Source organism: Intestinimonas butyriciproducens (assembly GCF_016901775.1).
Taxonomy (GTDB): Bacteria; Bacillota; Clostridia; order Oscillospirales; family Butyricicoccaceae; genus Pseudobutyricicoccus.
The window spans coordinates 207,574-234,440 of record NZ_JACJKW010000001.1 but is presented as its reverse complement, the minus strand read 5'-3'; the positions used below and the strand labels follow the sequence as shown (position 1 = coordinate 234,440).

27 protein-coding genes are annotated in these 26,867 nt (G+C 57.6%); 12 read left to right on the top strand and 15 right to left on the bottom strand.

Annotated elements, in window-relative coordinates:
* Positions 1-176: 176 nt before the first annotated feature.
* The 7 genes from rpsO to H6A25_RS01185 all read right to left on the bottom strand — a co-directional run bounded on the left by rpsO (position 177) and on the right by H6A25_RS01185 (position 6,067).
* Complete coding sequence (gene rpsO / locus H6A25_RS01215; protein WP_118425244.1) at positions 177-443, bottom strand: 30S ribosomal protein S15; 267 nt, start codon at positions 441-443, stop codon at positions 177-179.
* 169 nt (positions 444-612) lie between these two features.
* Positions 613-1,311: an aspartate/glutamate racemase family protein gene (locus H6A25_RS01210; protein WP_204750187.1), complete on the bottom strand. Its 699-nt coding sequence runs from the start codon at positions 1,309-1,311 to the stop codon at positions 613-615.
* 23 nt (positions 1,312-1,334) lie between these two features.
* Complete coding sequence (locus H6A25_RS01205; protein WP_204750186.1) at positions 1,335-2,522, bottom strand: M20 metallopeptidase family protein; 1,188 nt, start codon at positions 2,520-2,522, stop codon at positions 1,335-1,337.
* Positions 2,519-3,754: a DUF4129 domain-containing protein gene (locus H6A25_RS01200; RefSeq protein ID WP_204750185.1), complete on the bottom strand. Its 1,236-nt coding sequence runs from the start codon at positions 3,752-3,754 to the stop codon at positions 2,519-2,521. Before H6A25_RS01200 ends, H6A25_RS01205 begins: the two co-directional genes overlap by 4 nt.
* Positions 3,751-4,827, bottom strand: a complete 1,077-nt coding sequence (locus H6A25_RS01195; RefSeq protein ID WP_204750184.1) for a DUF58 domain-containing protein — start codon at positions 4,825-4,827, stop codon at positions 3,751-3,753. The genes H6A25_RS01200 and H6A25_RS01195 overlap by 4 nt, the downstream gene beginning before the upstream one ends.
* A 14-nt stretch (positions 4,828-4,841) precedes the next feature.
* Positions 4,842-5,786, bottom strand: coding sequence for an AAA family ATPase (locus H6A25_RS01190; protein ID WP_345941562.1), 945 nt, complete (start codon positions 5,784-5,786; stop codon positions 4,842-4,844).
* 110 nt (positions 5,787-5,896) lie between these two features.
* Positions 5,897-6,067, bottom strand: coding sequence for a DUF362 domain-containing protein (locus H6A25_RS01185; RefSeq protein ID WP_118425230.1), 171 nt, complete (start codon positions 6,065-6,067; stop codon positions 5,897-5,899).
* A 133-nt stretch (positions 6,068-6,200) separates the two neighbouring features.
* Here H6A25_RS01185 and H6A25_RS01180 point away from each other — a divergent pair, with 133 nt between their 5' ends.
* The 5 genes from H6A25_RS01180 (at position 6,201) to H6A25_RS01160 (ending at position 10,910) form a co-directional block, all read left to right on the top strand.
* Positions 6,201-6,344, top strand: coding sequence for a hypothetical protein (locus tag H6A25_RS01180; RefSeq protein ID WP_204750183.1), 144 nt, complete (start codon positions 6,201-6,203; stop codon positions 6,342-6,344).
* Between the two features lie 111 nt (positions 6,345-6,455).
* On the top strand, positions 6,456-6,911 hold the full coding sequence (locus H6A25_RS12935; protein ID WP_204750182.1) for a CtsR family transcriptional regulator: 456 nt from the start codon (positions 6,456-6,458) through the stop codon (positions 6,909-6,911).
* Between the two features lie 21 nt (positions 6,912-6,932).
* Complete coding sequence (locus tag H6A25_RS01170; RefSeq protein ID WP_204750181.1) at positions 6,933-7,415, top strand: UvrB/UvrC motif-containing protein; 483 nt, start codon at positions 6,933-6,935, stop codon at positions 7,413-7,415.
* Positions 7,412-8,422 (top strand): DUF6074 family protein, encoded by a 1,011-nt coding sequence (locus H6A25_RS01165; protein WP_204750180.1) that lies wholly within the window; start codon positions 7,412-7,414, stop codon positions 8,420-8,422. The genes H6A25_RS01170 and H6A25_RS01165 overlap by 4 nt, the downstream gene beginning before the upstream one ends.
* Before the next feature lie 22 nt (positions 8,423-8,444).
* Positions 8,445-10,910 (top strand): ATP-dependent Clp protease ATP-binding subunit, encoded by a 2,466-nt coding sequence (locus H6A25_RS01160; RefSeq protein ID WP_204750179.1) that lies wholly within the window; start codon positions 8,445-8,447, stop codon positions 10,908-10,910.
* Between the two features lie 44 nt (positions 10,911-10,954).
* Here H6A25_RS01160 and H6A25_RS01155 read toward each other — a convergent pair whose 3' ends face one another.
* Positions 10,955-11,488 carry a stage V sporulation T C-terminal domain-containing protein gene (locus H6A25_RS01155; RefSeq protein ID WP_204750178.1) on the bottom strand — a complete coding sequence of 178 codons (534 nt, stop codon included), beginning with the start codon at positions 11,486-11,488 and terminating at the stop codon, positions 10,955-10,957.
* Between the two features lie 207 nt (positions 11,489-11,695).
* On the opposite strand from H6A25_RS01155, the gene H6A25_RS01150 reads away from it, so the two are divergent.
* The 3 genes from H6A25_RS01150 to H6A25_RS01140 all read left to right on the top strand — a co-directional run bounded on the left by H6A25_RS01150 (position 11,696) and on the right by H6A25_RS01140 (position 15,856).
* Positions 11,696-12,136 (top strand): MarR family winged helix-turn-helix transcriptional regulator, encoded by a 441-nt coding sequence (locus H6A25_RS01150; protein WP_204750177.1) that lies wholly within the window; start codon positions 11,696-11,698, stop codon positions 12,134-12,136.
* Between the two features lie 103 nt (positions 12,137-12,239).
* Positions 12,240-13,967 carry an ABC transporter ATP-binding protein gene (locus H6A25_RS01145; RefSeq protein WP_204750176.1) on the top strand — a complete coding sequence of 576 codons (1,728 nt, stop codon included), beginning with the start codon at positions 12,240-12,242 and terminating at the stop codon, positions 13,965-13,967.
* A 5-nt stretch (positions 13,968-13,972) separates the two neighbouring features.
* Positions 13,973-15,856, top strand: a complete 1,884-nt coding sequence (locus tag H6A25_RS01140; RefSeq protein ID WP_243423134.1) for an ABC transporter ATP-binding protein — start codon at positions 13,973-13,975, stop codon at positions 15,854-15,856.
* A gap of 48 nt (positions 15,857-15,904) precedes the next feature.
* Here H6A25_RS01140 and H6A25_RS01135 read toward each other — a convergent pair whose 3' ends face one another.
* The 7 genes from H6A25_RS01135 to H6A25_RS01105 form a co-directional block, all read right to left on the bottom strand.
* On the bottom strand, positions 15,905-17,299 hold the full coding sequence (locus tag H6A25_RS01135; protein WP_243423118.1) for an MATE family efflux transporter: 1,395 nt from the start codon (positions 17,297-17,299) through the stop codon (positions 15,905-15,907).
* A 204-nt stretch (positions 17,300-17,503) separates the two neighbouring features.
* A complete protein-coding gene (locus H6A25_RS01130) occupies positions 17,504-17,884 on the bottom strand; it encodes a DUF7577 domain-containing protein (RefSeq protein WP_204750174.1) in 381 nt (126 codons plus the stop codon).
* A gap of 137 nt (positions 17,885-18,021) precedes the next feature.
* Positions 18,022-18,261, bottom strand: coding sequence for a preprotein translocase subunit SecG (gene secG / locus H6A25_RS01125; protein WP_204750173.1), 240 nt, complete (start codon positions 18,259-18,261; stop codon positions 18,022-18,024).
* A 101-nt stretch (positions 18,262-18,362) separates the two neighbouring features.
* Entirely contained in the window at positions 18,363-19,337 is a 975-nt protein-coding gene (locus tag H6A25_RS01120; protein WP_204750172.1) for a hypothetical protein, read from the bottom strand.
* Between the two features lie 12 nt (positions 19,338-19,349).
* Positions 19,350-20,909, bottom strand: coding sequence for a S41 family peptidase (locus tag H6A25_RS01115; RefSeq protein ID WP_204750171.1), 1,560 nt, complete (start codon positions 20,907-20,909; stop codon positions 19,350-19,352).
* 49 nt (positions 20,910-20,958) lie between these two features.
* Positions 20,959-22,650, bottom strand: coding sequence for an arginine--tRNA ligase (argS, locus tag H6A25_RS01110; RefSeq protein ID WP_204750170.1), 1,692 nt, complete (start codon positions 22,648-22,650; stop codon positions 20,959-20,961).
* A 35-nt stretch (positions 22,651-22,685) separates the two neighbouring features.
* On the bottom strand, positions 22,686-23,105 hold the full coding sequence (locus tag H6A25_RS01105; RefSeq protein WP_204750169.1) for a DUF1934 domain-containing protein: 420 nt from the start codon (positions 23,103-23,105) through the stop codon (positions 22,686-22,688).
* 355 nt (positions 23,106-23,460) lie between these two features.
* Between H6A25_RS01105 and H6A25_RS01100 the strand changes: the two genes are divergently transcribed.
* Genes H6A25_RS01100 through H6A25_RS01085 form a run of 4 tightly spaced genes read left to right on the top strand, consistent with a single transcriptional unit; the run spans position 23,461 to position 26,846 of the window.
* A complete protein-coding gene (locus H6A25_RS01100; RefSeq protein ID WP_118425201.1) occupies positions 23,461-24,840 on the top strand; it encodes an oxaloacetate decarboxylase subunit alpha in 1,380 nt (459 codons plus the stop codon).
* Between the two features lie 12 nt (positions 24,841-24,852).
* Positions 24,853-25,233 (top strand): OadG family protein, encoded by a 381-nt coding sequence (locus H6A25_RS01095; RefSeq protein ID WP_204750168.1) that lies wholly within the window; start codon positions 24,853-24,855, stop codon positions 25,231-25,233.
* A 17-nt stretch (positions 25,234-25,250) separates the two neighbouring features.
* Positions 25,251-25,664, top strand: coding sequence for an acetyl-CoA carboxylase biotin carboxyl carrier protein subunit (locus H6A25_RS01090; RefSeq protein ID WP_204750167.1), 414 nt, complete (start codon positions 25,251-25,253; stop codon positions 25,662-25,664).
* A 15-nt stretch (positions 25,665-25,679) separates the two neighbouring features.
* Positions 25,680-26,846: a sodium ion-translocating decarboxylase subunit beta gene (locus H6A25_RS01085; RefSeq protein WP_204750166.1), complete on the top strand. Its 1,167-nt coding sequence runs from the start codon at positions 25,680-25,682 to the stop codon at positions 26,844-26,846.
* The last annotated feature ends 21 nt before the right edge of the window (positions 26,847-26,867 follow it).

Genomic DNA, 26,867 nt, shown 5'->3' with positions numbered 1-26,867 from the left:
CTTTTCCGGTGCGGATACCCAATGCTTTTAGCACTTGAATGGCCGGGCCTTGCCATGAGGCCGGGTCATTCAACTGCTAAAAAGGCAGGGGGCACCGCAGGTGATTGTGATATTCTGGATGAAAGAAAATGCGCAGAAGGGAGGACAAAGATTTGTCCCCCCTTTTGCATATTTCTTTACTTACGCAGGCCCAGCTTCTTGACGATGGCGCGGTAACGCTCCACATCCTTCTTCTGGAGATAAGCCAGCAGGCCACGGCGCTGGCCGACCATCATCAGCAGGCCACGGCGGCTGTGGTTGTCCTTCTTGTGGACCTTCAGGTGCTCGGTCAGCTCGTTGATCCGGGCAGTCAGAATGGCGATCTGCACTTCGGGAGAACCGGTGTCGGTCTCGTGCAGGCGGTTGGCTTCGATCACTTCGGCCTTTTTGTCTTTGAGAATCATTGGTATTTCCTCCTGTTTTTCATTCGCCGCAAGGCTGTGTGGGGGGCCAGGAAGGCGCTTTGCTGAAACAAAGCCCGAATCCCCGGACAAAGCACAAGGGCACACATTTGGATTTTACCATAGCTGCCCATAGATGTAAAGGCAAAAAGAAGAAAAATTTGATGCTTTTTTATTCTTTCACCGAATAACCGCAATAGGTGATGGCGGCCTTGGCCAGAACCGTGGTGGGATCGACGCATTCCTCTTCCAGATGGAACAGCTCCTGGAGAATGGGAAGCTCGGTGCAGCCCAGGATAAAGTAGCCGGCGCCCTTTTCCTTCATCTGCTGCAAAACCTTGCGGAAAGCTCCTTCATCCAGGTTTTCGCTGCCCGATTTCACACCGTAGATCAACTCCATCAGCACTTTCTGCTGCTCTTCGTCGGGAGCGATGCAGGGGACGCCCTGCTCTTCCAGGGCCTTGTGATAGATCCCCGAACGAATGGTGCCGGTGGTTCCCAGCAGTCCCACCGGGGTGTCGCCGTGGCTCTCCCGGCAGGTGCGGGCGGTCTCCTCCAGCATGCTGATGAAGGGGATGGGGGAGATTTCTTTCAGCCGGGGCAGGAAATAATGGGCGGTGTTGCAGGGCATGATGAGCACATCGGCCCCGATGGAAGAGAGCTTCTTCACCGAATCGGTCATGGCGGGCACCGGATCGGTTCCCCCTTCCAGAATCGCGGTGGTGCGGTCGGGGATCTGGGCGTTGTCATCGATGTAAATGCGGATATGGTCGTTATCGCAGCCAGCCTTGGTGAGCAGTACGATCTTCTTGAACAAATCGGCGGTGGCCAGCGGCCCCATGCCTCCCAGGATGCCAATGGATTTTTTCATCTTTCTGACCTCTCAAACGGTTTTTATTGGTTTTCTTCCAGCCAGCGGGTGGCGCAATGGGCGTAGAGGGCGGCGCCCACCGGCAGACAGCCTTCGTCCGGGGTGACAAAGGGGCTGTGGAGGGCATAGGTATACCCTTCCTCGGTGCTGCCTGCCCCCAGGTTGATCATCATGGACGGCACTTTGGTGGACACATAGGCAAAGTCCTCGCTGCCCAGAGAGGGCTGGTTTTCCCGGACAAAGACCTTATCCTCCGGCACGATCTCTTTGATAAAGGGGAGCATTTCTTCGCACAGAGCCGGGTTATTATAGGAAGGAGGTGTGCCTCCGGTGGGCTCTTCCACCCGGATGGTGGCCCGGAAGGCCTTGGCGATGCTTTCGGCCACTTCCCGTACCCGGCGGATGAGAAATTCCCGGTTTTCCGGAGACAGGGCCCGGATGGTGCCTTCCAGTGTGGCGGTGTCGGCGATGATATTGCAGGCCGAGCCGCCCTGGAACACCCCTACGGTGACGATGGACAGCTGATCGGCCGGCACTTCTCTGGCCGGGATCTCTTCCAAAGCGATGAGAATATGGGCGGCGACGCTGATGGCATCCACCCCCTGATAGGAGGAGGCTCCATGGCAGCCTTTGCCCTGGACGATGATGCGGAAGCTGTCTCCCGAGGCGTGGGAGGGGCCTTTGGTGAATTTGACGCTGCCCACCGGGCTTTCCGAATTGCCGGTGCCGATGTGCATGGCAAAGGCGGCGTCCACATGGGGATTTTCCAGCACGCCGTTTTCCACCATATCCCGGGCGCCGGCCAGTTTTTCCTCCGCCGGCTGGAACATCAGCTTGACAGTGCCCGGGAGGGCGCTTTCATTTTCCTTCAGCAGCTTTGCCGCTCCCAGCAGCATGGCGGCGTGGAAATCGTGGCCACAGGCGTGCATACAGCCGTTTTTGCTGGCAAAGGGCAGATTGGTCTGCTCCGGGATGGGCAGAGCGTCGATGTCTCCCCGCAGCAGGATGGTTTTGCCCGGCTTGCCCAGGGTGACCACCACCCCGGCCTTGCCGCAGCGCTCCCCTTCAATGCCCATGGCACGAAGCTGGCTCATGATCCGTTCCACAGTGTCGTCCAAATCAAAACCCACGCCGGCGTGAGAGTGGATATACCGGCGGTTTTCGGTGATCTCCTCCTGGAGTTCATAGGCGCGTTTCAGATAGGGATTCATTTGATTTCCTCCTTATGATTTCGGGCCGAACGAATGGTTTTATTATAGTACTCCCGGGCCTGCTTGACAAGGACGCGATCCACCGGCGAGGGATCGTAGCGGGCCGACAGATAGACCTGCCGCAGAAGGGTCAGCCCCTCCTGTTCATAGCAGGACAGACACCGCTGCAAAATCTCCCGGGTGGTGCTCTCCGGGGTGATGTGGATACCCCGTTTATGGGCATCCCGGAGAAATCGGGCATAGTAATGGCGCACCGCCCGGCGAGGGTCCCGGGGCGTAAAGATCTCCCGCCGGGGGCTTTTGGGCTCCCGCCATTCTTCCCGGGTGTCCTCCATCTCTGTTTGCCGGTCGTCACCATACCGCCGCCTGGTCATGCGCCAGAGCACATAGCCGATGGCGGCCATCAGCGCCAGGATCAGAGCGCCGATGATGATGCGCTGCACCCACATGGGCGTTTGCGTTACCTGTTCATATTCCATTCCCTTGAGTCCGAAGGCCAGCTCCATCTCTCCCTCGGTGGGCAGCGTGGGCTCGAACTTTCCCTGAAACAGGGAATAAATAAACCGGAACACATAGGCCCCCACCGTGACCAGAACCAGCACAAGACGGGCCAGATTGACCACAATCAGATTATACAGCAGAGCCAGGCCGTTTCGGTAAAGGATCTGAGCCGGCTGGGTGGCCGAAAGCAATGTGAGTACAGCCAGAAAAACCAGCACAGCCAGATTCCGCAGCAAAAACTTCTTGTCTTCCAGCATGGCCGGGCTGTGGCGCAGCATCCGGGTCTGGAGCACCGAAGACGCCAAAAAGAGAAAGGCCAGGGGCACCCCGTCGGTGAGGGCCGCCACCCCGCCGTTGGCCAGGGCCAGAAGGGGCATGGCAATGGCCAGAATGATGGAACAGCGGTTGAAATTCTCCAGGGCCATATCATAGGAATGATAATAGATCTTGCGAAACACCAGCAGCGTTCCATAAAGACAGCCAAAGAGATAGATTCCTATGTCCGGGACGGTATGTAAAAAGAAAAGTCCCAAAAGGCAAAGCAGCAGGGCCGGGCGTTCCCATTTGCTTTTCCGGCTGTTCAGCAGACGGCACAGCGCCACAGTCAAAGGGGGAAGCAGACACAGGGGCAGGGGAACTCCGTCTCCTTTTATCTGAGTGGCAAAATAGTTGCCCAGGATGAAATAAAAGGAAAACTCCGACACCATTTTAAAACAAAACAGCAAATTCATCCCCTCACCTCCTGGGAGCCCATCCCATCTTCCCTGGCGCAGATGATAAACAGCCGGCCCTGGCTCTGCTGCAGCAGGGGAGCCAGAAAAGCATCGCCCTTGTGCAGCGGCGCCGGAGTGATCAGGACATGGGCCTGTCCGTCCCTGGCCCCAAGCACCGCCCGGTTGACCAAGGAGGAAAAAGGTTCCCGCACGTCATAGGTGGCCCGTCCCAGGCCCTCCAGGATGGCGCGGGTATGGCCAGCGCCCAGGCCATCAGACACCTGGTTCCACTGGCCAATGGCGCCGGCGGTGGCTGCGTTGGTGAGAAAAGAGCAGGAAAAGCCCCGCTTCTCCAGCGCCTCCAGCACCATGCGGGTGAGGGAAAAGCACCGTTCCAGTTCTTCATGGCTGCCCCCCTCCACATTGAGCAGCACAGTGACGGTGTTTTCCACCGTGTGATCCAGCTCTTTGACCATCAGATGGCCGGTACGCACCGAGTGCTTCCAGCTGATGGACTTCACAGGCTCCCTGCCGGTGTATTCCCGGGCGCCGATGGTGAGCATAGGGTCTTCCAGAATAAACCGCTGTACCGAAATGTCTCCCAGAAAGCCGCCCAAAGCCCGGCTGAGAGCCGGCTCTTCCACCCGGGCCGGCAGCACCACGATCTCATAAAAAAGGGGGACATTCCGGGACCGGCTGGTAAATCCCAACAGGTCCCCGCCGGTGATGGACGCGTCGGAAATAATGCGCCGCCCTCTTTGGGGAAGACTGGCCTTGATGCGCCGGGTGAGCTTTTGGCGAGGACCTAAAAAGCAGGAAGAATACAGCCGGGCCACTGTGGGATCGCTTTGGAAGTGACCCAGATAGGCATTGAGACAGATGTCGTGGGGCAGGTTCTGCACCACCTGGAGATAGGACACCGGCAGCCATTTGCCGTTTTGTATGGTGGTGAGAATCTGAAATTCCTCCCCCGGTTCCACCACGCTCTGGGACGGCCGGCAATGATAGGAAACATGGAACAGTGCATTTTTCACCGACACCAGCTCGCAAATCAGGGCGCAGACAATGAGCAGAAAAAGAAGGAAAAGCAAAACGCCTCCCTCCTTTACAGGTTTTCTGTGGGCACCGGCACGGCGGCGATGAGTTTTTGCAGATAGGTCTGCACATCCCGGGAGGAAGCCAGGGAAGAGGAGGACAGACGATGCCCCAGCACATGAGGCGCCATATCCTTCACATCCTCGGGAATGACAAAATCCCGGCCGTGGAAGGCGGCTGTCACCTGAGCGGCTTTATACAAAGCGATGGCGCCCCGGGTGCTGACGCCCACGGAAAAGCCGCTGTCCTGGCGGGTTTTTTCCACCAGATCCATCAGATAGCCGGAAACCACGGGAGAAAATTTCACCTGGGTATAGTTTTCCCGCACATAGGCGATGTCCTCCGGGGTGACGGTGGCCTGCAAAGAGTCGATCATATGGGCTGTGCTGGGCCGGCCGATCAGCTCCAGCTCCTCCTGCCGGTCAGGGTATCCCATGTGCAGACGCATGAAGAACCGGTCGGTCTGGGCTTCCGGCAGAGGGAAGGTGCCGTAGGACTCCAAGGGGTTCTGGGTGGCCATCACCATAAACGGCTCTTCCAGGGGATAGGTCTTGCCGTCCACCGAGATCTGCCGCTCCTCCATGGCTTCCAGCAGACTGGACTGGGTGCGGGGCGTGGCCCGGTTGATCTCGTCGGCCAGCACGATATTGGCGAAAAGGGGCCCGGGACGAAATTCAAATTCCCCGGTCTTCTGGTTGTAAAAATCGATGCCGGTCAGGTCAGAGGGCAGCAGGTCCGGGGTGAACTGGATGCGGCTGAACTTGCCGCCCAACACCTTGGAAAAGGCTCTCAGCATCATGGTTTTGCCGGTGCCCGGCACATCCTCCAGCAGCACATGGCCCGAACAGACAAAGCAGGTGAGCACCAGCTGGGCCACCTCTTTTTTTCCCACGATCACCGAGCACACCGGCTCTAAAACGGCGTCGCGGAACATTTCAAATCGTTTGATATCCACAGGCAAAAACTCCTTTCCAAACATGGGGATACAGAAATTCCTATATAGATATGACAAAGGCCGTTTTGCAAAGGATTTCTTTGCAAAACGGCCAGGCTTGTCCGAATGTCTTATTCCTCGCTGATGGCGCCAACGGGGCAAGTAGAAGCACAAGCGCCGCAGGACACACAGGTGTCGGCATTGATCTCGTAGTGAGAATCGCCTTCGCTGATCGCGCTGACGGGGCACTGAGCCGCGCAAGCACCGCAGCTTACGCAAGCATCGCTGATTTTATAAGCCATGGGAAAAGCACCTCCTCTTTAAATTACAGATTCATCATACCATGATTTGCGGAAATTGCAAATGAATTTTTTGCGAATCTTCGGAAAAAATACCCTCATCGTAAAAATGACAAAAAAGGCGGTGTCAAAAGAAATGGAAAAACATCAAAATCTGGAAAACCCGTCCTGGCAGCAGCTTCGTCAGCAGTTGGGCGGACCTGTGACCCTTCCCCACGAAAACCGGTTCGGCCAGGCGCCGTCCCCGGCCGCTCTTTCCTCCCAGCCCAAAACCCGGTGAACCGGTTTTGGGCTACATACGCCGCCTCTTGCAATTTCAAAAATATTTGTTATACTGTTGGCATAAGGTCAAAGAAAGTCAAAGTCAAATATTTCACAAGAAGGGGATCCCATGAAACTATCCGATCTCATCGCTCAATTCATCACCGAGCAGCTCACCGGCCAGGATGCCGTGGAGCTGCAGCGCAGCCAGCTGGCCAGCCGCTTCGGCTGCGCCCCCAGCCAGATCAACTATGTGATCGAGACCCGGTTTTCCCCGGCCCGGGGGTTCAGTGTGGAATCCCGCCGTGGCGGCGGGGGATATATCCGCATTGTCCGGGTGCCCATGGGACCCTCTGCCCTTTTGCAGCACACCGTGGCCGCATTGGGCCAGCAGGTGGATCAGTCGGCAGCCCAGCTGCTTCTGTACGACCTGCACAAGGCAGGGATCCTGGGAGAGGAATGCTTCTGCGCCCTGAAGGCCTGCCTGGGAGACCAGGCTCTCTCCGCCGTTCCTCAGCTCCTCCGTCCCCGGCTGCGGGCGGAAATGCTGGGGGCCGCTCTGGCGGCTCTGGCGGCAGAGCAATAACCGAGAAAGGAGACGATGGGTATGCTGTGCCAGAAATGTGGCAAGAATCAAGGAGAAGGCACTTTCCGCTGCTTTTCGGAAAACGGGTGGGTGACCATGTGGCTGTGTCCGGACTGCGCCAGAGAGGAAGAAGCCATCCCCTGCAAGGGCAATGGGGCCCCTTCCCTGGCGGATCTGCTTCCCCCTGCACCGGAAGCGGCGCCTTCCCCCGGCCGGGTCTGCCGCTGCGGCGCCCGGGAGGAAGAGATCCGGCGCACCGGAAAACCAGGCTGCGCCCATTGTTATGAAACCTTCCGGGATCTTTTTGCCCCCTTGATCTCCAAAATGCAGGGAGATCATTTCCACCAGGGGCAAGTCCCCCGGAGTCAGGAGGGACAGCAGAACATCCTGCGTCTGCGCCGGCAGCTTCAGCAGGCAGTGAAGCAGGAAGAATATGAGAAAGCCGCCCTTTTGCGGGATGCGCTGCATCAGATGGAAAGCACCCCCAAGGAGGGAAATATATGACCCAGAACGCATGGCTGAGCGACCCCTATCTGGCCCTGGGCGCCCAGGTTCGTCTGGGGCGCAATGTGGACGGTCTGCCCTTTGGTGCCCGTTTGCAGAAAGCAGAGGCCCTTCGCCTGCTGCATCGGGCCGAGGATGCAGCCAAGCGGGCATCGGGCGCCCAGATGGCTTTGGTACCTTTGCAGGATCTTTCCCCCGATTGCCGCCAGGGCCTGGTGGTCCAGGGGCTGATTTCCCGGGATATGGAAGAAAAAGACCATTGCGGCCTGATCTGGGGCCAGGACAAAAGTCTGGGGATTCTGGTCAATGGGGAAGACCACCTGACCATCCAGGCCCAGGGAAAAGCCCCTGATCTGGAACGGCTGCTAAAAGAGGCCATGAGCCTGGAAACGCTGCTGGAAGAGAGCCTGGATTTTTCCTATGACCCGCAGTGGGGTTTCCTCACCCAGGATCCCCAGCGTATCGGCACCGGATTGCAGGCTTCGGTGGTGCTCCATCTGCCCCTGCTCACCCGCACCGGCCAGATCCGGAATGTGGCGGCTGCGCTCCGGCAGGTGGGCATAAAAATGGAAAATGCCTACGGCCGCCGGGAAAGCTATCGACTTTTGAACCAGATGACACTGGGCATGGAGGAAGAAGAAATCATTCACAAGGTCAATGAGTCCGCTCAGGAAATTGCATCCCGGGAAATGGCCTGGCGGCAGGCATTCCGCCGCCAGCACCCCGGGGTGATGGAAGACCGGGTATGGCGGGCCATGGGCATTGCCCGCTGCGCCCGGCGGATGGATTGGGAGGAAGGGCAGCTGGCTGTCTCCCAGCTGCGGCTGGGAGCATCCCAGGACATTCTGCCCGGGTTTTCTCCCAGAGAGCTCATGGGGCTGGAGGAAGAGATCCATCCGGCTCTTCTGACTCTGCGGGCAGGCCGGAGCCTTTCCCCTCAGGAGGAAGAGGAAGCCCGGGCCCGCTGCTTCCGCCGCGTCCTTTCCCAAAAGCCCTTGGAGGACTGAACAAAGGAGGTCACCATTTCACATGGCAAACAACAGATGGACGGAAAAAGCCCAAAACGCCCTGCGCCTTTCCTATGAGGCGGCCAGCGCCCTGGGCCACAACTATGTGGGTTCGGAGCATATTCTTCTGGGCCTTTTGGGAGAAAAACGGGGAGTGGCCTCCAAAATACTCCTGTCCTATGGGGTTTCCGGGGACGCCCTCACCGCCGCCATCGTCCGGGCCATCGGCAAAGGAACTCCCGGCGTCCAGCCCATGGGTATGACGCCCCATGCCAAGGAGATCATGGAACGGGCTGCTGCCGAAGCAGCCGGCCAGGGGGCGGGATACATCGGCACCGAGCATCTGCTCATGGCGATTCTCCGGGAGAAGGACAGCGCTGCCATGGGGCTGCTGCGGACTTTGGGCGCCGACACCCGGGCCATTTGCCGGACGCTGGACGAGGGAGGGAGAGAAGAATCCCCCCTTGCAAATCCGGGAGAGGGCCGGAAAAGCGGGGAGAAGCACACACTCAAGGCTCTGGGACAGTTCGGCACAGACCTGACCGCCCGGGCCCGGGAGGGCGAACTGGATCCGGTGATCGGCCGGGAGCAGGAAATCCAGCGGGTGATGCAGGTTCTTTCCCGGCGCCAGAAAAACAATCCCTGTCTCATCGGGGAGCCGGGCGTGGGCAAGACCGCCATTGCCGAGGGTCTGGCCCAAAAGATCGTTCAGGGGGATGTTCCCGAAACCCTCAGCGGCAAGCGGCTGATTACACTGGACCTCAGCGCCATGGTGGCCGGGGCCAAATACCGGGGTGAATTTGAAGAGCGGCTGAAAAATGCTCTCCAGGAAGTGAAACAGGCGGGAAACATCATCCTCTTTATTGACGAGCTGCACATGATTGTGGGGGCCGGGGCGGCTGAAGGAGCAGTGGATGCCGCCAACATCTTAAAACCTGCCCTTTCCCGGGGCGAACTCCAGGTGATCGGCGCCACCACCACCCAGGAATACCGGAAGCACATTGAAAAAGATGCCGCCCTGGAGCGCCGCTTCCAGCCGGTGACGGTGGAAGAGCCCTCCCAGGAGGACGCCCAAAAAATCCTGCTGGGCCTGCGGGACAAATACGAAGCCCATCACAAAATCAAGATCACTGACGAGGCCATCCGGGGGGCGGTGGAGATCAGCGCCCGGTATATTCCCGACCGGTATCTGCCGGACAAAGCCCTGGACCTGCTGGACGAAGCGGCTTCCCGGGCCAGGCTGAAAAATATGACGCCGCCGCCATCTCTCAAGGTGTTGGAAGATACCATTGCCCAAACGGAAAAGGAAAAGGAAGAAGCAGCAGATGCCCAGGACTTTGAACGGGCTGCTGCTTTGCGGGATGAAGAAAAGCAGCAGAGGACCCATCTGGAAGAGCAAAAAGAGCAATGGGCCCTTTCCCGGAGCCGGATCTCCGGAGCCATCGGCCTGGAGGACATCGCCCAGGTGGCCGCTTTGCTCACCGGTATTCCGGTGGCCCGGATGACCGAGGACGAAGCCCTTCGCCTGGCCCATCTGGAAGAGGAACTCCACCGCCAGGTGGTGGGACAGGAGGAAGCCGTGCAGGCCGTGGCCAAAGCCATTCGCCGGGGACGGGTGGGACTGAAGGACCCGAACCGTCCCGTGGGCAGCTTTCTCTTCCTGGGTCCCACCGGCGTGGGAAAAACCCAACTGGCCAAGGCGCTGGCCTACAGCGTTTTCGGGGAGGAAAAATCCCTGATCCGTCTGGACATGAGCGAATATATGGAGCGCCACAGCGTCTCCAAGCTGGTGGGTTCTCCGCCGGGATATGTGGGCTATGAAGAAGCGGGACAGCTCACCGAAAAAGTGCGGCGCAGACCTTACTGCGTGCTGCTTTTCGACGAGATCGAAAAGGCCCACCCCGATGTGTTCAATCTGCTTTTGCAGGTACTGGACGACGGCATTCTCACCGATTCCCAGGGCCGCCGGGTGGATTTTAAAAACACCATCATCATCATGACCTCCAATGTGGGAGCCAGCCAGCTGCAAAACAAGCGTCCCCTGGGCTTTGGCGGCGCACAGGGAGAAGCAGAGGGGCGGCAGATGAAAAAAGAGCTGCTGGCCCAGCTGAAAAAGACCTTCCGCCCGGAGTTTCTGGGCCGCATCGACGACACCATCGTCTTTACCCGTTTGCAGAAGGATGAGGTCCGCCAGATCGCTGCCCGTCTGATGGATCAGGTGGTGGAGCGGCTCCGGAGGGCCGGACTGGAAGCCTCCTATGACGGCGCTCTGCTGGATCACCTGGCCGAAATCGGCTTTGACCCGGATTATGGAGCACGGCCGCTGCGCCGGGCGGTACAGACCCGGATTGAGGACCTGGCCGCCATGGAGCTGTTGGAAGGCCATGTGAAAAAAGGGGATTGTGTGCTGTTTACCCTGGATGATGACGGGGTGCTGCTGAAAAAAACAGAGGACCGGGAGCCTGCTTTTGCTCCGGCCCTTTCCTGAAAGCAAAAGCCCCGGCGGGAAATCCCGCCGGGGCTTCATTTGTTTCAGTGTTCCATGTGCCGGCCCAGAAAGGCAGCCATGGCCTGGCAAAGTTTGCTTTCGCTGTCGGAGGAGGTCTTGCTTTCTCCCAGACAGACTACCGCTCCCAACAGATCCCCTCCCGCCAGAATGGGGGCGGCGGAAGTGACAACCAAAGGTGTTTCTCCCTGGCACAAGGGCAGAGGTTTTCCTGCACCGGCCCGATACACCTGCCGCTCCTCCATCATCTGACATAGTTCCGGGGAGAGCCGGCCTTCCTGCACCTCTTTGCGGCAAGGCCCGGCCGCAGCCAACACCGAGTCCCGGTCGGTGACTACGGCGCTGCAGCCCAGGGTGCGGAAAATGGCATCGCACATCTGCTGGGCAAATTCCCCCTGATCATCCATCATGGAATATTTTTTAAAAATCACGCTGCCGTCCTTTTCAGTAAAGATCTCCAGCGGGTCTCCCTCCCGGATGCGCAAAGTGCGCCGGATCTCCTTGGGGATCACCACCCGCCCCAGATCGTCAATGCGCCGGACGATACCGGTAGCTTTCATATGCCAATTTCTCCTTTTATTTCAGATACTGGGAATAGTGTATGGAATCCATGGGCGGTTATACGGACAAAGACGGGAAGAAATCCTGATGTCTTTTCTGCTTTTTCCGTCCTTCATATAAGTTTTCCATCCCCTCTTGACGAGACAAGATGCTTTGGCTATACTATTAGTTAGTGTCCTAATTAGTTTTAGAAAGAAGGATGGCGATTGAAGCTGGAACGGATGATCGGCGCCCGGATCAAATCCCTTTCCAATCTGCTCAAACGGCGGGTGGATCAATCCATGTCCGCAATCGGGATCGAGCCTCTCACTGGAATGCAGGGGCGCATTGTGGGTTACCTGGGGCATCATCAGGATCAGGATATTTTTCAGAGGGATATTGAGGAAGAGTTTCAGATCCGCCGCTCCACGGCCACAGGTATTTTGCAGCTCTTGGAGAAGAAGGGACTTCTGGAGCGCCGCCCGGTGGCCCGGGACGGCAGACTGAAAAAACTGGTGCTCACCCCCAAGGCCCTGGCCGTTCACCAGTGCATTGAAGAACGGATCATCCAAAGCGAAAATGATTTGTACAGCTGCCTCACGCCGGAAGAGCTGGAGCAGTTTTTCATCATCACCGACAAGCTCCGCCATCATCTGGAAAAGAAATAAACAACCGCCGCCTCGGGCGGCGTTTCTCCCGTCTATATAGTTAGGATGCTTACAGTCAGCTCCATAACAATTTGCTATATTTTTCAATTTTAAGGAGGTCCCTATGCTCAAAACACTGCTTTCCCATCTGCGGGAATTTAAACGGGTCTCCATCCTCACACCCATCTTTGTGGTGCTGGAAGTGGTGATGGAGGTGCTCATCCCCCTGATGATGGCCGCCATCATCGACAACGGGGTGGAGAAGGGGAACATGGACTATGTGTACCGCACCGGTCTGCTGATGGTGCTCATGGCGATGCTCTCCCTGTTTTTCGGCGCCTGCGCCGGACGCCTGGCCGCCAAGGCCAGCAGCGGCTTTGCCCGCAATCTGCGCCGGGGTATGTTTGCAAACATCCAGCGCTTTGCCTTTTCCAACCTGGATAAATACTCCACCGCCGGCCTGGTTACCCGTATGACCACCGATGTGACCAATGTGCAAAACGCCTTTCAGATGATCCTGCGCATGTGCACCCGAGCGCCCACGATGCTGCTGTGCGCTCTGATCATGGCCTTTTCCATCAACGCCCGCCTGTCCCTTATCTTTGTTGCGGCCATTATTTTTCTGGGCTTCTGCCTGGTGCTCATCACCAAAAACTCCCATCCGGTCTTTCTCCGGGTCTTCCGGAAATATGACGCCCTCAATGCCAGCGTCCAGGAAAATGTGGGCGCCATCCGGGTGGTGAAGTCCTATGTGCGGGAAGACCATGAGATCAGCAAATTTGAAAAAGCCTGCCAGAATGTATACCGGCTGTTTGTCCGGGCCGAGCGGGTGCTGGTGCTCAACGCTCCGGTGATGCAGCTGACTGTCTATGGCTGCATTCTGTTGCTGTGCTGGCTGGGCGCCAAGATGATCGTGGTGGGCGATCTGACCACCGGTCAGCTGATGAGCCTGTTTTCCTATGTGATGAACATCCTGATCAGTCTGATGATGATCTCCATGGTCTTTGTTATGATCACCATGGCCCGGGCTTCGGCCGACCGTATCGCCCAGGTACTCACCGAAGAGCCCGACCTGGAAAACCCGGAAAATCCGGTAACCACCGTCAAAGACGGCTCCATCCAGTTTTCCCATGTGACCCTGCGGTATTCCGCCGGAGGCAAACCGGTGCTGCGGGATGTGGATCTGACGGTGGAACCGGGGGAAACTCTGGGCATCATCGGCGGCACCGGCTCTTCCAAATCCAGCCTGGTGCAGCTGATCCCCCGGCTCTATGATGTAAGCGAAGGCTCGGTGGCTGTGGGCGGTGTGGATGTGCGCCGCTATGACCTTCAGACCCTGCGCAATGAAGTGGCCATGGTACTTCAGAAGAATGTGCTTTTCTCCGGCACCATCCGGGAAAACCTGCAATGGGGCAAAAAAGACGCCACCCAGGAAGAACTGGAGCACGCCTGCCGTCTGGCCCAGGCCCACGACTTTGTCACGGCGCTGCCCCAGGGGTATGACACCTATATCGAGCAGGGCGGCACCAATGTGTCCGGCGGCCAGAAGCAGCGGCTGTGCCTGGCCCGGGCCATTCTGAAAAATCCCAAGATCATGATCCTGGACGACTCCACCAGTGCCGTGGACACCCGCACCGACAAGCTGATCAGGGACGCCATGGCTCAGGAGCTGCCGGGCACCACCAAAATCATCATTGCCCAGCGGATTTCCTCGGTGCAGGACTGCGACCACATCCTGCTTCTGGACGCCGGAAGCGTCTGCGCCTATGGCACCCATGAGCAGCTTCTCAACACCAGCCCCATCTATAAAGAGATCTATCTTTCCCAGCAGAAAGGAGGGGACGAAGAATGAGCCCTATGCACAAAGGCCCCATGATGCAGAAAGGCCCCGCCGTGGCCCATCCCTGGAAGGTGCTGCGCCGTCTGTTCGCCTACTTGCTCAAGCGCTATAAATTCCAATGTCTCCTGGTGTTCGTGCTCATTTTGTGCGGCACCGCTGCCATGGTCATGGGCAACCTGTTCATCAAGACATTGATCGACGATTATATCGTCCCGTTCCTCACCCAGAGTTCTCCCGATTTCACCCCCTTGCTCCTTCAACTTGCCCGCATGGGCCTGATCTTTCTGGTGGGCGCCCTGTCCACTCTGACCTACAACCAGATCATGGTGTATGTGACCCAGGGCACCCTGCGCAGCCTGCGCTGCGATCTGTTCCGTCATATGGAGACCTTGCCCATCCGCTATTTTGACACCCATCCCCACGGGGATATCATGAGCATCTATACCAACGACATCGATACTCTCCGTCAGATGATCAGCCAGAGCATGCCTCAGCTGGTGTCCTCGGCCGTGACCATCCTGGGTGTCCTGTTCTCCATGATCTCCCTGAATGTCCCACTTACCTGCCTGTCCTTGTTTATGGTGGCGCTGATGCTGCTCATCACCCGGCAGATCACCAGCCGTTCTTCCCGCTATTTTGTGGCCCAGCAGAAAAACCTGGGCACGGTCAATGGCTACATCGAAGAGATGATGGAAGGGCAGAAGGTCATCAAAGTCTTCTGCCACGAAAAGGAAAATGTAGACCGGTTTAACCAGATCAATGACCAGCTGTTTCACAGCGCCGACAACGCCAACGGCTTTGCCAACATCCTCATGCCCATCATGGGCAACATGGGCAACCTGAGCTATGTGCTCACCTCCATTGTGGGCGCCCTTCTGGCCATCGGCGGCGTAGGCGGCTTCACACTGGGCGGCCTTGCCTCCTTCCTCCAGTTCAACCGCAGCTTCAACCAGCCCATCTCCCAGATCTCCCAGCAGATCAATGCCATCATCATGGCCCTGGCCGGCGCTCAGCGGATCTTTACCCTGCTGGACGAAACACCGGAAGAGGACGAGGGGGATGTGACTTTGGTCAATGCCTCTTTAGACAAAAACGGCAAGCTTCAGGAGACCCCGGAACGCACCGAGCTGTGGGCCTGGAAAAAACCCGACGGCTCTCTCATCCCCTTGAAGGGCGATGTGCGCATGAAGGATGTGACATTCGGCTATGTGCCGGAAAAAACTGTGCTTCACAACATCAGCCTCTATGCCAAGCCGGGCCAGAAAATCGCCTTTGTGGGCGCCACCGGCGCAGGCAAAACCACCATCACCAACCTGATCAACCGGTTTTACGACATCGACCGGGGCGAGATCCTCTACGACGGCATCCCGGTCAGCCGCATCCACAAAGAATCCCTCCGCCGCTCTCTGGGCATTGTTTTGCAGGATACCCATCTGTTCACCGGCACCGTCATGGACAACATCCGCTATGGCCGTCTGGACGCCACCGATGAAGAAGTGATCCGGGCCGCACGCCTGGCCAACGCCGACACCTTTATCGAACAGCTGCCCCAGGGGTATGCCACCATGCTCACCGCCGATGGCGGCAGCCTGTCCCAGGGCCAGCGCCAGCTGCTGGCCATTGCCCGTGTGGCCGTGGCCGACCCGCCGGTGCTCATTCTGGATGAAGCCACCTCTTCCATCGATACCCGTACCGAACGGATCGTTCAGGAAGGCATGGACAATCTGATGTCGGGCCGAACCGTCTTTGTCATTGCCCACCGCCTGTCCACCGTCCACAATTCCAACGCCATCATGGTGCTGGAAAACGGCAACATCATCGAACGGGGCACCCACGAAGAACTGATGGAGCAGAAAGGCCAGTACTATCAGCTCTATACCGGCAAATTCGAATTGTCCTGATCCAGTCAAAGAAAAAAGCTGTCCGGAAAAATTTCCGGACAGCTTTTTTTACGCTTCTTCTTTTTTCACAATGGCTTTTTTCCGCCATTTGCCCCGGCGGTAGGCGATCACCGACAGCATAGCGCCCATACACCAGGAAATCAGCAAACTGATAAACAGGCAATAGGGGGAGTGCATCACGGCCGCCAGGCCATAGGCCAGCGGCACCCGGATGACCACTGTGGTGATCAGGGAGATCCACATGGGGGTCATGGTATCGCCAGCGCCCCGCATGACGCCGGACAGAGTCTGAGTAATGGCCATGGCGATATAGCCCAGCGCCAGCACCCGCAGCATATTCCGGCCCATCTCCACCACTTCCGGCGTGTCGGTGAACAACCGGATGAGAGAGGAGCCAAAGATCACAATGGCCGCCACCAGCACAGCGATGACCACCAGTCCCAGACGCAAACCATCCCGGATGCCTTCTTCCACCCGGTCGGTGCGTCCGGCACCCATATTCTGGCCGGTATAGGTGGTCATGGCATTGCCAAAGGTGAAGTTGGGCATCATGGCAAAGCCGTCCACCCGCATGACCACGGTGTTCACCGCCACCACCAAAGCGCCGAAACTGTTGGTGAGCGACTGCACCACAATGGCCGACATGGAGAAGATGGCCTGGGACAAACCGGAAGGCAGGCCCAGGATCAACAGCTCCTTGGCCAGAATGGCATGGGGTCTGAGCGTGCGGAAATTGATGTCCAGCGTCTCTTTCATCCGGCAAAGACGGAACAGGCAAAGGAAAGCCGACAGGAACTGGGCGATGATGGTGGCAATGGCTACACCGGCCACACCCCATCCAAAGCGCACCACAAACAAAAGGTCCAGAACGATATTGGTCAGACAGGCCGCCATCAGAAAAATCAGCGGCATCACCGAGTCGCCCATGCCCCGCAGTACACCGGCAATGATATTGTAATAGGCCATGCCGGCAATGCCCAGGAAATAGATGATAAGGTAAGAGGAAGTCATATCAAAGATCTCTGCCGGCGTATCCACCATGCGCAGAAATGGCGGCACCAGCAGCGGGCCGACGATCATAATGACAATGGAAGCCAGCAGGGTCAGGGTGATGACCGTTCCCACCGTGTCAGACAGCTCGGAGCGGCGTTTGGCGCCAAAATACTGGGCCACCATCACATTGGCTCCGGTGGAAATGCCCACAAACAGTACCAGAAGCAGATTGATCATGGGACCGCTGGCGCCCACGGCGGCCAGGGCATTGTCCCCCACATAGCGGCCCACCACAATGGAGTCCACCGTGTTGTAAAGCTGCTGAGCCAGATTTCCAATCAGCAAAGGGATGGAAAACTGGATGAGTTTTTTCACCGGGCTGCCCACCGTCATATCCTGGGCGCCCATAAAGCGGGCAAGGCCTTTGGCCATGGGATCACTTCCTTCCATGATTTTCACCGGCAAACAGTTTAGAGTCGAAACTGCTGTAATGCAAATCATATCACAAAATCAGGGATTCCGCAAGCGACCCAGGAGGTCCTTTTTAAGAGATGCAAAAACCGGCGCACAGGTCTGGGGTTTGCAAATTGATAAGAGGTAAAGCAAATGCTTCCCTCTGGCTATATCGGTTTTTCCACAGTCTGGCGTTTCCTGTCAAGGCAGTTTTTTGCCGCAGCGGCGGCAGAAATCATAGTCCTTTTCTGCCGGGGTCCCGCAATAAGGGCAAAAGCCTCCTTCCGGCCTTTTGTTTTCTTCCTCGGGGGAGGAGGGGGAAAACCGCTTTTCCAGCGGGTCAGGTTCCTCCCCTTCCTCGGTGATATCAAACACCGAATACCGGTTTTCCCCGGTGGCATTTTTGAACTGATAAACGGCCTGCAACACGGCAAACACAATAAAGACCACACCGAACAGGGCAAAAATTCCGGCCCCCATCTGCACCGCCGCCATGGTCCAGATGACGCCGAATACGCCGGCCAGAATACTGCTCAGCCCTCCCATCATGGAAGGACCCCGCCCGGGCTTGATGCTTTTCATAAAATACCCTCCTTGCCATAACCCCATTGCGCAACCAACCATCCGATTTTTCTCAGTATAGCACAGGTTTCTTCGCAGAAAAGAAACAGAATGTAAAAAAAGACCTGGGAAAAATCCCAGGTCTGTTTGTTTTTCTCTTACAGGATGGTGAGAATAAAGGTGAGGACGATAAAGCAAATGGCGGTGATGGTGGTCAGCCGCTCCAGCTTGGCGTCCAGAGAACGGGCTTTATTCTTTCCGAAGAAGGTATCGGCCACACCGTTGATGGAACCGGAGAGGCCGGCCTGCTTGCCGGACTGGAAAATAACGGTCAGAATCAGCACCAGGCTGACAATCACCTGGACAATGGTCAATACAAGACGAACGGTCTCATTCATTCTAAAAAAACCTCCGGTCAATCATAGGATGGTAAATACTTTGATTTCAATGCACTCAATATAATATCATGTTCTGGTGAAAAATGCAAGGATTTTTTCTATTACAGCAAGATCAGGCCGTATTTCTCCACCAGCGGCCCCAGATCTTCCTCTTCCAGCGGCCAGGTGCCGTCATAGACAGCCCGGCCCCAGAAAGCCCGCAGCGCCCGCTCCAACAGCACCGGGTCCTGCACACACAAGCTGACGGGCATTTTCACCATATACTGCTCTGCGGCAAAGAGATCCACTGCATCTTCATCGGGCAGCAGCAGGCGCAGGGCGGTGCATCCATCGCTTTCCAGATCCAGCAGCTGCTGGGTGAAATCCCCCTGGCACTCCAGCTCCCCGTCGATGTCAAAGGTGGGATCCAGCAAATGGTCCCGGCCATTGGATACAGCGATGAACCAATCCTCTTCGGGAGGATCGGCCATCACCAGCTCCCGCTTCCAGAATCCCGTTTCCTCTCCCAGCTTTCCCAGATGGGCGCAGGCGCCTTCATCCGGCCCCATCATCAGACAGGACCGGGGGAAGGCGGCCACCAGCTGCCGGTCGCTTTCCTTGGGCAGAATGACCCCCACCGGAATGCGGGCATCCTCCCACAAGGTGCTGAACAGGCGGGGCAGCTCTTCCATCACCTCTTTGTCTCCGGCGGTAAAGAGCACCGCTGCACAACCCATGCTTTGCAGCAGCACCAGAGACGCATCCCCATCCCAGCCGTCCGGGGTATGGCTCTCTTCGTCCAGGGTGAGGCAGGCCACAAAGGCCGGCTTCCCGGGGCTTTCCTGACAGGCCAGCAGAGCAGCCCGCTGCTGCGGCACGGACATGCCGCAATCGGCCATGACGAATCCCTGGGCGTCCCCGATGATGGTTTTGAACTGCTCCACCCACTGCTGGGTGCCCTCTCCCTCCTGTTCCGGCAAGGGAAACAGCAGGCGGTCGGGCCGGTGCAGCGGCCAGGACAGTTTTTCGCTTTCGCCTTCCGGAGAAGGCTGGGGACACAGCAGGGCAGGAAGGGAAAAGGGAAGTGGTTTCATCATTCGCTCTCCTTTTTAGGCGGCCGGAGTCTCCCCGCTCTGGGTTTCTTCCGGTGCAGGGGTCTCCTCTGCCTGAGGCAGGTTGGTAAAGTTGCCGTATTCATCCACGGTGTATTGCAGCGGCTGCTTGGCATATTCCCGGGCCAGCTCCAAAGCATACTGAAGCTGCTTGTCCGCCACCACCTGCTGAGAGGCCATGTCAGTGAGCTGCTGGTTGATCAGGGCCGCTGTCTGGGCGTCCAGATAATTCTGGGGTGCAATGCCCCGATAGCCGCGGAATGCATTGAGGGCATCGGCGGTGAGCTGATCAAACTCATACATATCGGCTTTCTGGCTCTCGTCCAGAAGGCCCAGCGCCACCAGCGCGCAGTTGAGTTTATAGGTATCTTCCGACCAGTTGGTGATGTTGAGGAACCGCTCGGGCACCTTGTCGCACTGAGCCGCCGGATGGGGCTCTGCCGTGTTTTCCACCTCATGGTCAGGGGCCAGGCCTACGCCGTCATAGTCCGGGGTAGAAGGGGCGATCAGCTCCAGGCCGGTGATGACCACGGCGGAACCGTCGTCGAACACCAGATGATACTGGCCCCGGGCCTTGCCATAAGTAGTGGTGCCTACGCTTTCGGCATAGCCCAGATCGCACAGAGAACTGATGACGATCTCCGAAGCACTGGCGCTGCCTTCATCCTGAAGGATGAGGATCTTGTTGAGCCGGGGGCCCATGCCCTCGGATTTGTAGACCTCGATGTTCTTGTCCTCTCCCTGGCGGCTGGAAATGGCGAAGAAATTCTTCCCTTCGTCGGGGATCAGCCGGTTGAGGGCGTTGAGGGCCATGTTCACTTCGCCGCCGGGATTGCCCCGCAGATCCAGAATAAGCACGCCGCACTGGTTTTCCACCATGTCCTTGATGGCAAAGACAAACTGGAGGTAGGAAGTGGTTTCAGCAAAGCGGGTCCACTTCATATAATAGATGCCGTCCTCCAGCACCTGGGAGGAAAAGTTGGAGACCTGAATATAACTGCGCTCCAGCACAAAGGTGTGTCCGCCGGTGCTCCGCCGGATGCTGACGGTGACCTTGGTGCCTTCTGCACCCCGCAGCAGGGGAGAGACCTGATCCAGCGTCATGCCGTGGGTATAAGTGCCGTTCACCGACACCAGGATATCCCCCGGCCGGATGCCGGCTTTCTGGGCGCTGCCCCCTTCGGTGACGGCGGCGATGCGCACATCTTCCCCGTACTGTTCCAGGGTGACGCCCACGCCCACATAACTGGCATTGCTGGGATAGCTCACATCATACTGACCGGCAGGCACATAGTTGGAATACCGGTCATAGCTGCTGAGCATGCTGCTCATCAGCTTTTCGTAAGCCTCAGGATCTTCTTCAAAAAGGGTCTTGAGGCCTCTGGCCAGCGGGTCATCGCTCATGGAGGAATCCACCGCCACCTGGCGGATCAGATCCACAATGGCCATCAGGTTGTCATACTGTTCCTCTGCTGTGTAGGCAAACGCCGGCACGCTCAGGGAAACACAAAGGACCAAAGCACACAAAAGCGCTGTGAGTTTTCTCGCGGTTTTCATCTTTTTTTCCTTTCCTGGGACAGACCAAAAGAGAACAAAGACAGTTACATTACATCTTGTCAGGGGCGGTGACGCCAAAGACCGACAGGCCGTTTTCGATGACGGTGGCCACCTGGCATATCAGATAGACCCGGGCATCCCGCAGGGCCTCTGTCTCTGCATCCCGGATACGGCTGACGGTATAGAACCGGTGGAAGGCAGCGGCCACATTGTTTACATACCGGTTGATGCGGGAAGGCTCCCGATCCCGGGCGGCCAGGCGGATCTCTTCAGGCAGGCGAGCCAGTTCCCGGATGAGTTCCAGCTCCTCTTCGCTTTGCAGCAGAGACAGGTCGGGATTCAGGCTGCACTGCACCCCTTCCTGCTCCAGGTTCCGCAGGATGCTCTTGACCCGGGCGTGGGCATACTGGACATAATACACCGGGTTTTCATTGTCCTCCCGCACGGCCAGACCCAGGTCAAACTCCAGATGGGTATCGGCGGCCCGGGAATTGAAGAAGTAGCGGGCGGCATCGCAGGAGATCTCATCCAGCAAATCGGACAGGGTGATGGCCTTGCCGGTACGCTTGCTCATACGCACCACTTCGCCGTCCCGCATCAGCCGCACCAGCTGCATCAACACGATCTCCAGCCGGTGAGAGCCGTCCAGGCCCAGGATGTCCAGAGCGGCCTTCAGACGGGCCACATGACCGTGGTGATCGGCGCCCCAGATGTTGATGACCCGATCAAAGCCCCGCTGCTCAAACTTGTTCCGATGATAGGCGATATCGGCGGCAAAATAGGTATAGAAGCCGTTGGCCCGGCGGAGCACATCGTCCTTTTCGCATCCATAATCGCTGGTGCGCAGCCACAGAGCCCCTTCATTTTCATAGGTGGCGCCCTTCTGGGTGAGCAGATCCACCGTCTCCTTTACATAACCGGAGTCATGGAGGGTGGATTCAAAGAACCAGGTGTCATAGGTGATCCGGTACTTTTCCAGATCCCGGCGCATTTTGGCCAGGTTCTTTTCCAGGCCGAACTGCACCAAAGCATCATGACGCTCCTTCTGGGATACATTCCGGTAGGAATCCCCATGCTGCTCATAGAAGATTTTGGCCAGTTCCCGGATGTCGTCGCCGTGATAGCCGTCCTCGGGGAAGGGGACATTCTCTTCCCCGTCCAAGATCTGAAAATACCGGGCCTCCAGAGACTGAGCGAACTTTTCGATCTGGTTGCCGGCGTCGTTCACATAGAATTCCCGGGACACATCGTTGCCCGCCCGGGACAGAACCTCCGCCAGGCTGTCGCCCAGAACGCCGCCCCGGGCGTTGCCCATGTGCATGGGGCCGGTGGGGTTGGCGGAAACGAATTCCACCATGATCTTTTCCTTTTTCCCGCTTTGGCTGCGGCCGTAGTTTTTCCCTTCCTCCTGGATATCCCGCAGCACATTTTCAAAATAACCGTGGCCCAGGCGCAGGTTGAGGAAGCCAGGGCCGGCGATTTCCAGACCGGAGAAGATGGTTCCCTCCAGCTGGGCCTTCTCACAGATGGCCTCGGCGATCTTCCGGGGATTCATGCCCAAAGGCTTTGCCGCCTGCATGGCAAAGGTGGAAGCAAAGTCGCCGTTCTTCACATCCTTGGGGATCTCCACCGGAGCGGTCTCAAAGGGGTGGGAGGGCAGCAGTCCTTCTTCCGCCGCCTTCCGGTAAGCGTTGAGGATCAGGCTCTGGGCCTGCTCCTTTGCGTTGAGCACATGATTCATAAGGTCAAACCTCCAAATTTATTCTTCCTCTGCATCTAGGGGCGCACTTCGATCTGCAAATGATTTTCTGAAGCCAGCTGGCCCTCCAGCTCCACCTGATAGCGAATGGACAGAGTGCCGCCTTCCTGTCCCATATGGGTCACGAGGTGATGGGTCACCGTGGCCAGCTGCAAAAGACCGTAGGGGGTGCGGTAGAGGCTCTCATGGCGCAGCCCTTCCTGAAAGCACAGGCGGCTGTGGTTTTTTCCCGTGCGGATGATCTCCACCCGCCCCGGTTCCACTTTCAAAGTGGTTCGGGTGTTCTCCATGCCGGTCATGGCGCTTTCTTCATAGGAGATAAAAACGCTGCCGCCCCGGAAATAGAGCTTGCCATGTACCGTCAGTTCCATCTCTTCCGGCTCCTGCTGGGGATAGCGCTGGCTGCTGCGGAGGACGATCGTCACATCCCGGCTCATCCCGCTCCTCCTTTCCCGCCAAAGGCGGCTTTTATATAGATACTGACAATATGTTATTGTATCATATCCTGTCAACTACGGCAAAGGTCAAAGCGAAAAAAAAGAGCCCCGAAATATATGGGGCTCTTTGCGGCATATTCTTCTTTTTAAAATTAAATTATATCATACTTTCCTTATAAAAGAAAAGCATGGAGAAAAAGAAAAAAGAAAAAAAAGTCCCTTTGGCCCCTTTTTACATTTTCTTTAGAATCCGTTTAGAAAATAACAATGTTCTTTGATTTTAAGCAATTTTATGGTACTATGAAAATAACGGAAATTTTGATCTGTCACTTTTAATCAGATGGAGGAAAAGCAGATGAAAATCAACATCACCGAAACGGTACTTCGGGACGCCAACCAGTCGCTGATCGCCACCCGCATGCCCATGAGCGACTTTGAGCCCATCCTGGAGACCATGGACAAGGCCGGCTACTATGCCCTGGAGTGCTGGGGCGGCGCCACCTTCGATTCCTGCCTGCGCTACCTGCATGAAGATCCCTGGGAGCGTCTGCGCAAGATCCGCAAAGTGGTAAAGAACACCAAGTTGCAGATGCTTTTGCGCGGCCAGAACCTGCTGGGCTACAAGCACTATCCCGATGACATCGTCCGGGCTTTCGTGCGCAAGAGCGTGGAAAACGGCATCGACATCATCCGCATCTTCGACGCCCTCAACGACCTGCGGAACATCGAAGTGGCGGTGGACGAGGCCATCAAGGCCGGCGCCCATGTTCAGGGTACCCTGTGCTACACCACCAGCCCCATCCACACCCCGGAAAACTTCGTGAACCTGGCCCGTCAGCTGGAGAAGATGGGCTGCCACAGCATCTGCATCAAAGATATGGCCGGCATCATGTCTCCCAAGGAGGCTTATGACCTGGTCAAGGCGGTGAAGGAAGCTGTCAAGCTGCCCATCGTGGTTCACACCCACTGCACCACCGGCCTGGGCCCCATGACCTATCTGAAGGCCATCGAAGCCGGTGCTACCACCATCGACTGCGCCATCGCCTGCATGTCCGGCGGCACTTCCCAGCCCCCCACAGAGTCCATGAACTACACCCTCAAGCAGTTCGGCTATGACGCCGGCCTGAACGAGGATGTGCTGAAAGAAATCAACGATTTCTTCCGCCCCATCCGGGACAAGGCTCTGGAAACCGGCCTGCTCAACCCGGTGGTCATGGGCACCGATCCCGATTCCCTGACCTATCAGGTGCCCGGCGGCATGCTGTCCAACCTGATCGCTCAGCTGAAGGCCCAGAACGCTCTGGACCGTCTCCAGGAGGTTCTGGAAGAGACTCCCAGAGTCCGCGCCGATCTGGGTTATCCGCCCCTGGTCACCCCCTCCAGCCAGATGGTGGGCGTGCAGGCGGCCAACAATGTGCTCTCCGGCCAGCGGTATAAGAACATCACCAAGGAGATCAAGGCCTACATCCGCGGTGAATACGGCAGAGCTCCCGGCGAGCTGAACGCCGAGCTGGTCAAGAAGGTGCTGGGGGATGAGAAGCCCCTGGAGTGCCGCTTTGCCGACACCCTGGAGCCCGGCTTTGAAAAGGCCAAGAAGGAAATCGGTGACCTGGCCCGCAGCGATGAGGATGTGCTGTCCTATGTGGCCTTCCCCCAGATCGCCGAGAAGTTCTTCAAAGAGCGGGAGGAGCGGGAACACAACACCGTCTCCTATCAGATCCGCAAAGTGGACTAAGGAGGCTGCGGTATGACAAACATCGTTTTGGCCATCACGGAAATGTCGGTGGGCGAAGCTCTGGTCACCGCTGGTCTTGGCATTGTGGTGGTTATGGCTGTTCTGGCCCTTCTGGCCGTGATCATTGCCATCATGTCCAAGATCGTGGCCCGTCTGGCTCAGGAAGACAACGCCCCCGCCAAGGCGGAGCCTGCGGCACCCGCTCCGGCTCCCAAGCCCCAGGAGCCCCCCAAGCCCCAGGGCAAACCCATCCCCGTTACGCAGTCCCGCGGGGAATGTGACCTGACCACTGTGGACGAAAAAGACGCTGCCATGATCATGGCCATCGTAGCCGACCAGATGGGCGAGCCGCTGAATACCCTGCGGTTCATCTCCATCCGGCCCATCGACTAAGGGAGGAACAAGAGCAAATGAAATACATCGTCACACTCAACGGCAAAAATTATGAAGTCCTGGTGGAAAAGGGCGAGGCCATTCTGGAAAGCGTCACCGACGCTCCTGTGGTGGTAGCAGCCGCTCCTGCAGCACCCGCTCCGGCTCCCGCCGCAGCACCTGCTCCCGCAGCCGCCCCGGCCCCCGCTGCTGCTCCCGCTCCTGTGGCCGCAGCCGCCGGCACCAAGGTGGAATCCCCCATGCCCGGCTCCATCATCGACATCAAGGTCCAGACCGGTGCCGCTGTCAAGGAAGGGGATGTGGTCATCATCCTGGAAGCCATGAAGATGGAAAACGAGATCACCGCTCCCTGCTCCGGTACCATCGCTCAGATGGCCACCACCAAGGGCGCTCAGGTGAACACCGGCGATCTGCTCTTTGTGATTTCCTAAGCGGAGGCCCTTTTTATGAATATCACCGAAGTTCTCAAGGGTCTGGTGATGGACAGCGGATTTTCTGCCATCACCTGGCAGCAGGTCGTTATGATCCTGGTAGCCTGTGCCCTGCTGTATCTGGCCATTGTGAAAAAATTCGAGCCCATGCTCCTTTTGACCATCGCTTTTGGCATGTTGCTGGTCAACCTGCCTCTGGGCGGACTGATGAGCCCGCCGCCGGAAGGGGAGAGCTGGACCAAGGCCGGACTGCTGTATCTGTTCAGCCAAGGCGTTAAGAGCAGTATTTTCCCCTGCCTGATCTTTATGGGCGTAGGCGCCATGACCGACTTCGGTCCCATGCTGGCCAACCCCATGAGCCTGCTGCTGGGCGCTGCTGCTCAGCTGGGCATTTATGTGGCCTTTGTGCTGGCTATCGTCATGGGCCACACCATTCCTGGCATCGACTTCACCCCTCAGCAGGCAGCGGCCATCGCCATCATCGGCGGCGCCGACGGCCCCACGGCCATCTTCCTTGCCACCAAGCTGGCTTCTGAGCTATTGGCTCCCATTGCGGTGGCGGCCTATTCCTACATGGCTCTGATCCCCCTGATCCAGCCCCCCATCATGCGGCTGCTGACCACGGAAAAAGAGCGGAAGATCCAGATGAAGCAGCTGCGGAAGGTCTCTCAGACCGAAAAGATCATCTTCCCCATCGCCGTGACCATCGTGGTGGTGCTGATGCTCCCCTCTGTGGCTCCTCTGCTGGGTATGTTCATGCTGGGCAACCTGTTCCGGGAAAGCGGCGTTGTGCCTCGCCTCAGTGACACCGCTCAGAATGCTCTGATCAACATCATCACCATTCTGCTGGGTGTGTCTGTGGGCGCCAGCGCCGACGGCACCATCTTCCTCAAGCCCCAGACTCTGATGATCATCTGCCTGGGCCTTGTGGCTTTTGCCTTCTCCACCGTCGGCGGCGTGCTGCTGGGCAAGGTGATGTGCAAACTGTCCCACGGCAAGATCAACCCCCTGATCGGTGCGGCCGGCGTGTCTGCTGTGCCCATGGCCGCCCGTGTGGCCAATGTGGAAGGCCAGAAGTACAACAAAGCCAATTATCTGCTGATGTTTGCCATGGGCCCCAATGTGGCCGGCGTAATCGGCAGCGCTGTGGCGGCGGGCTTCCTGCTGAAAATGTTCGGCTAAACCGCAAGCCTCAAAAAAGAA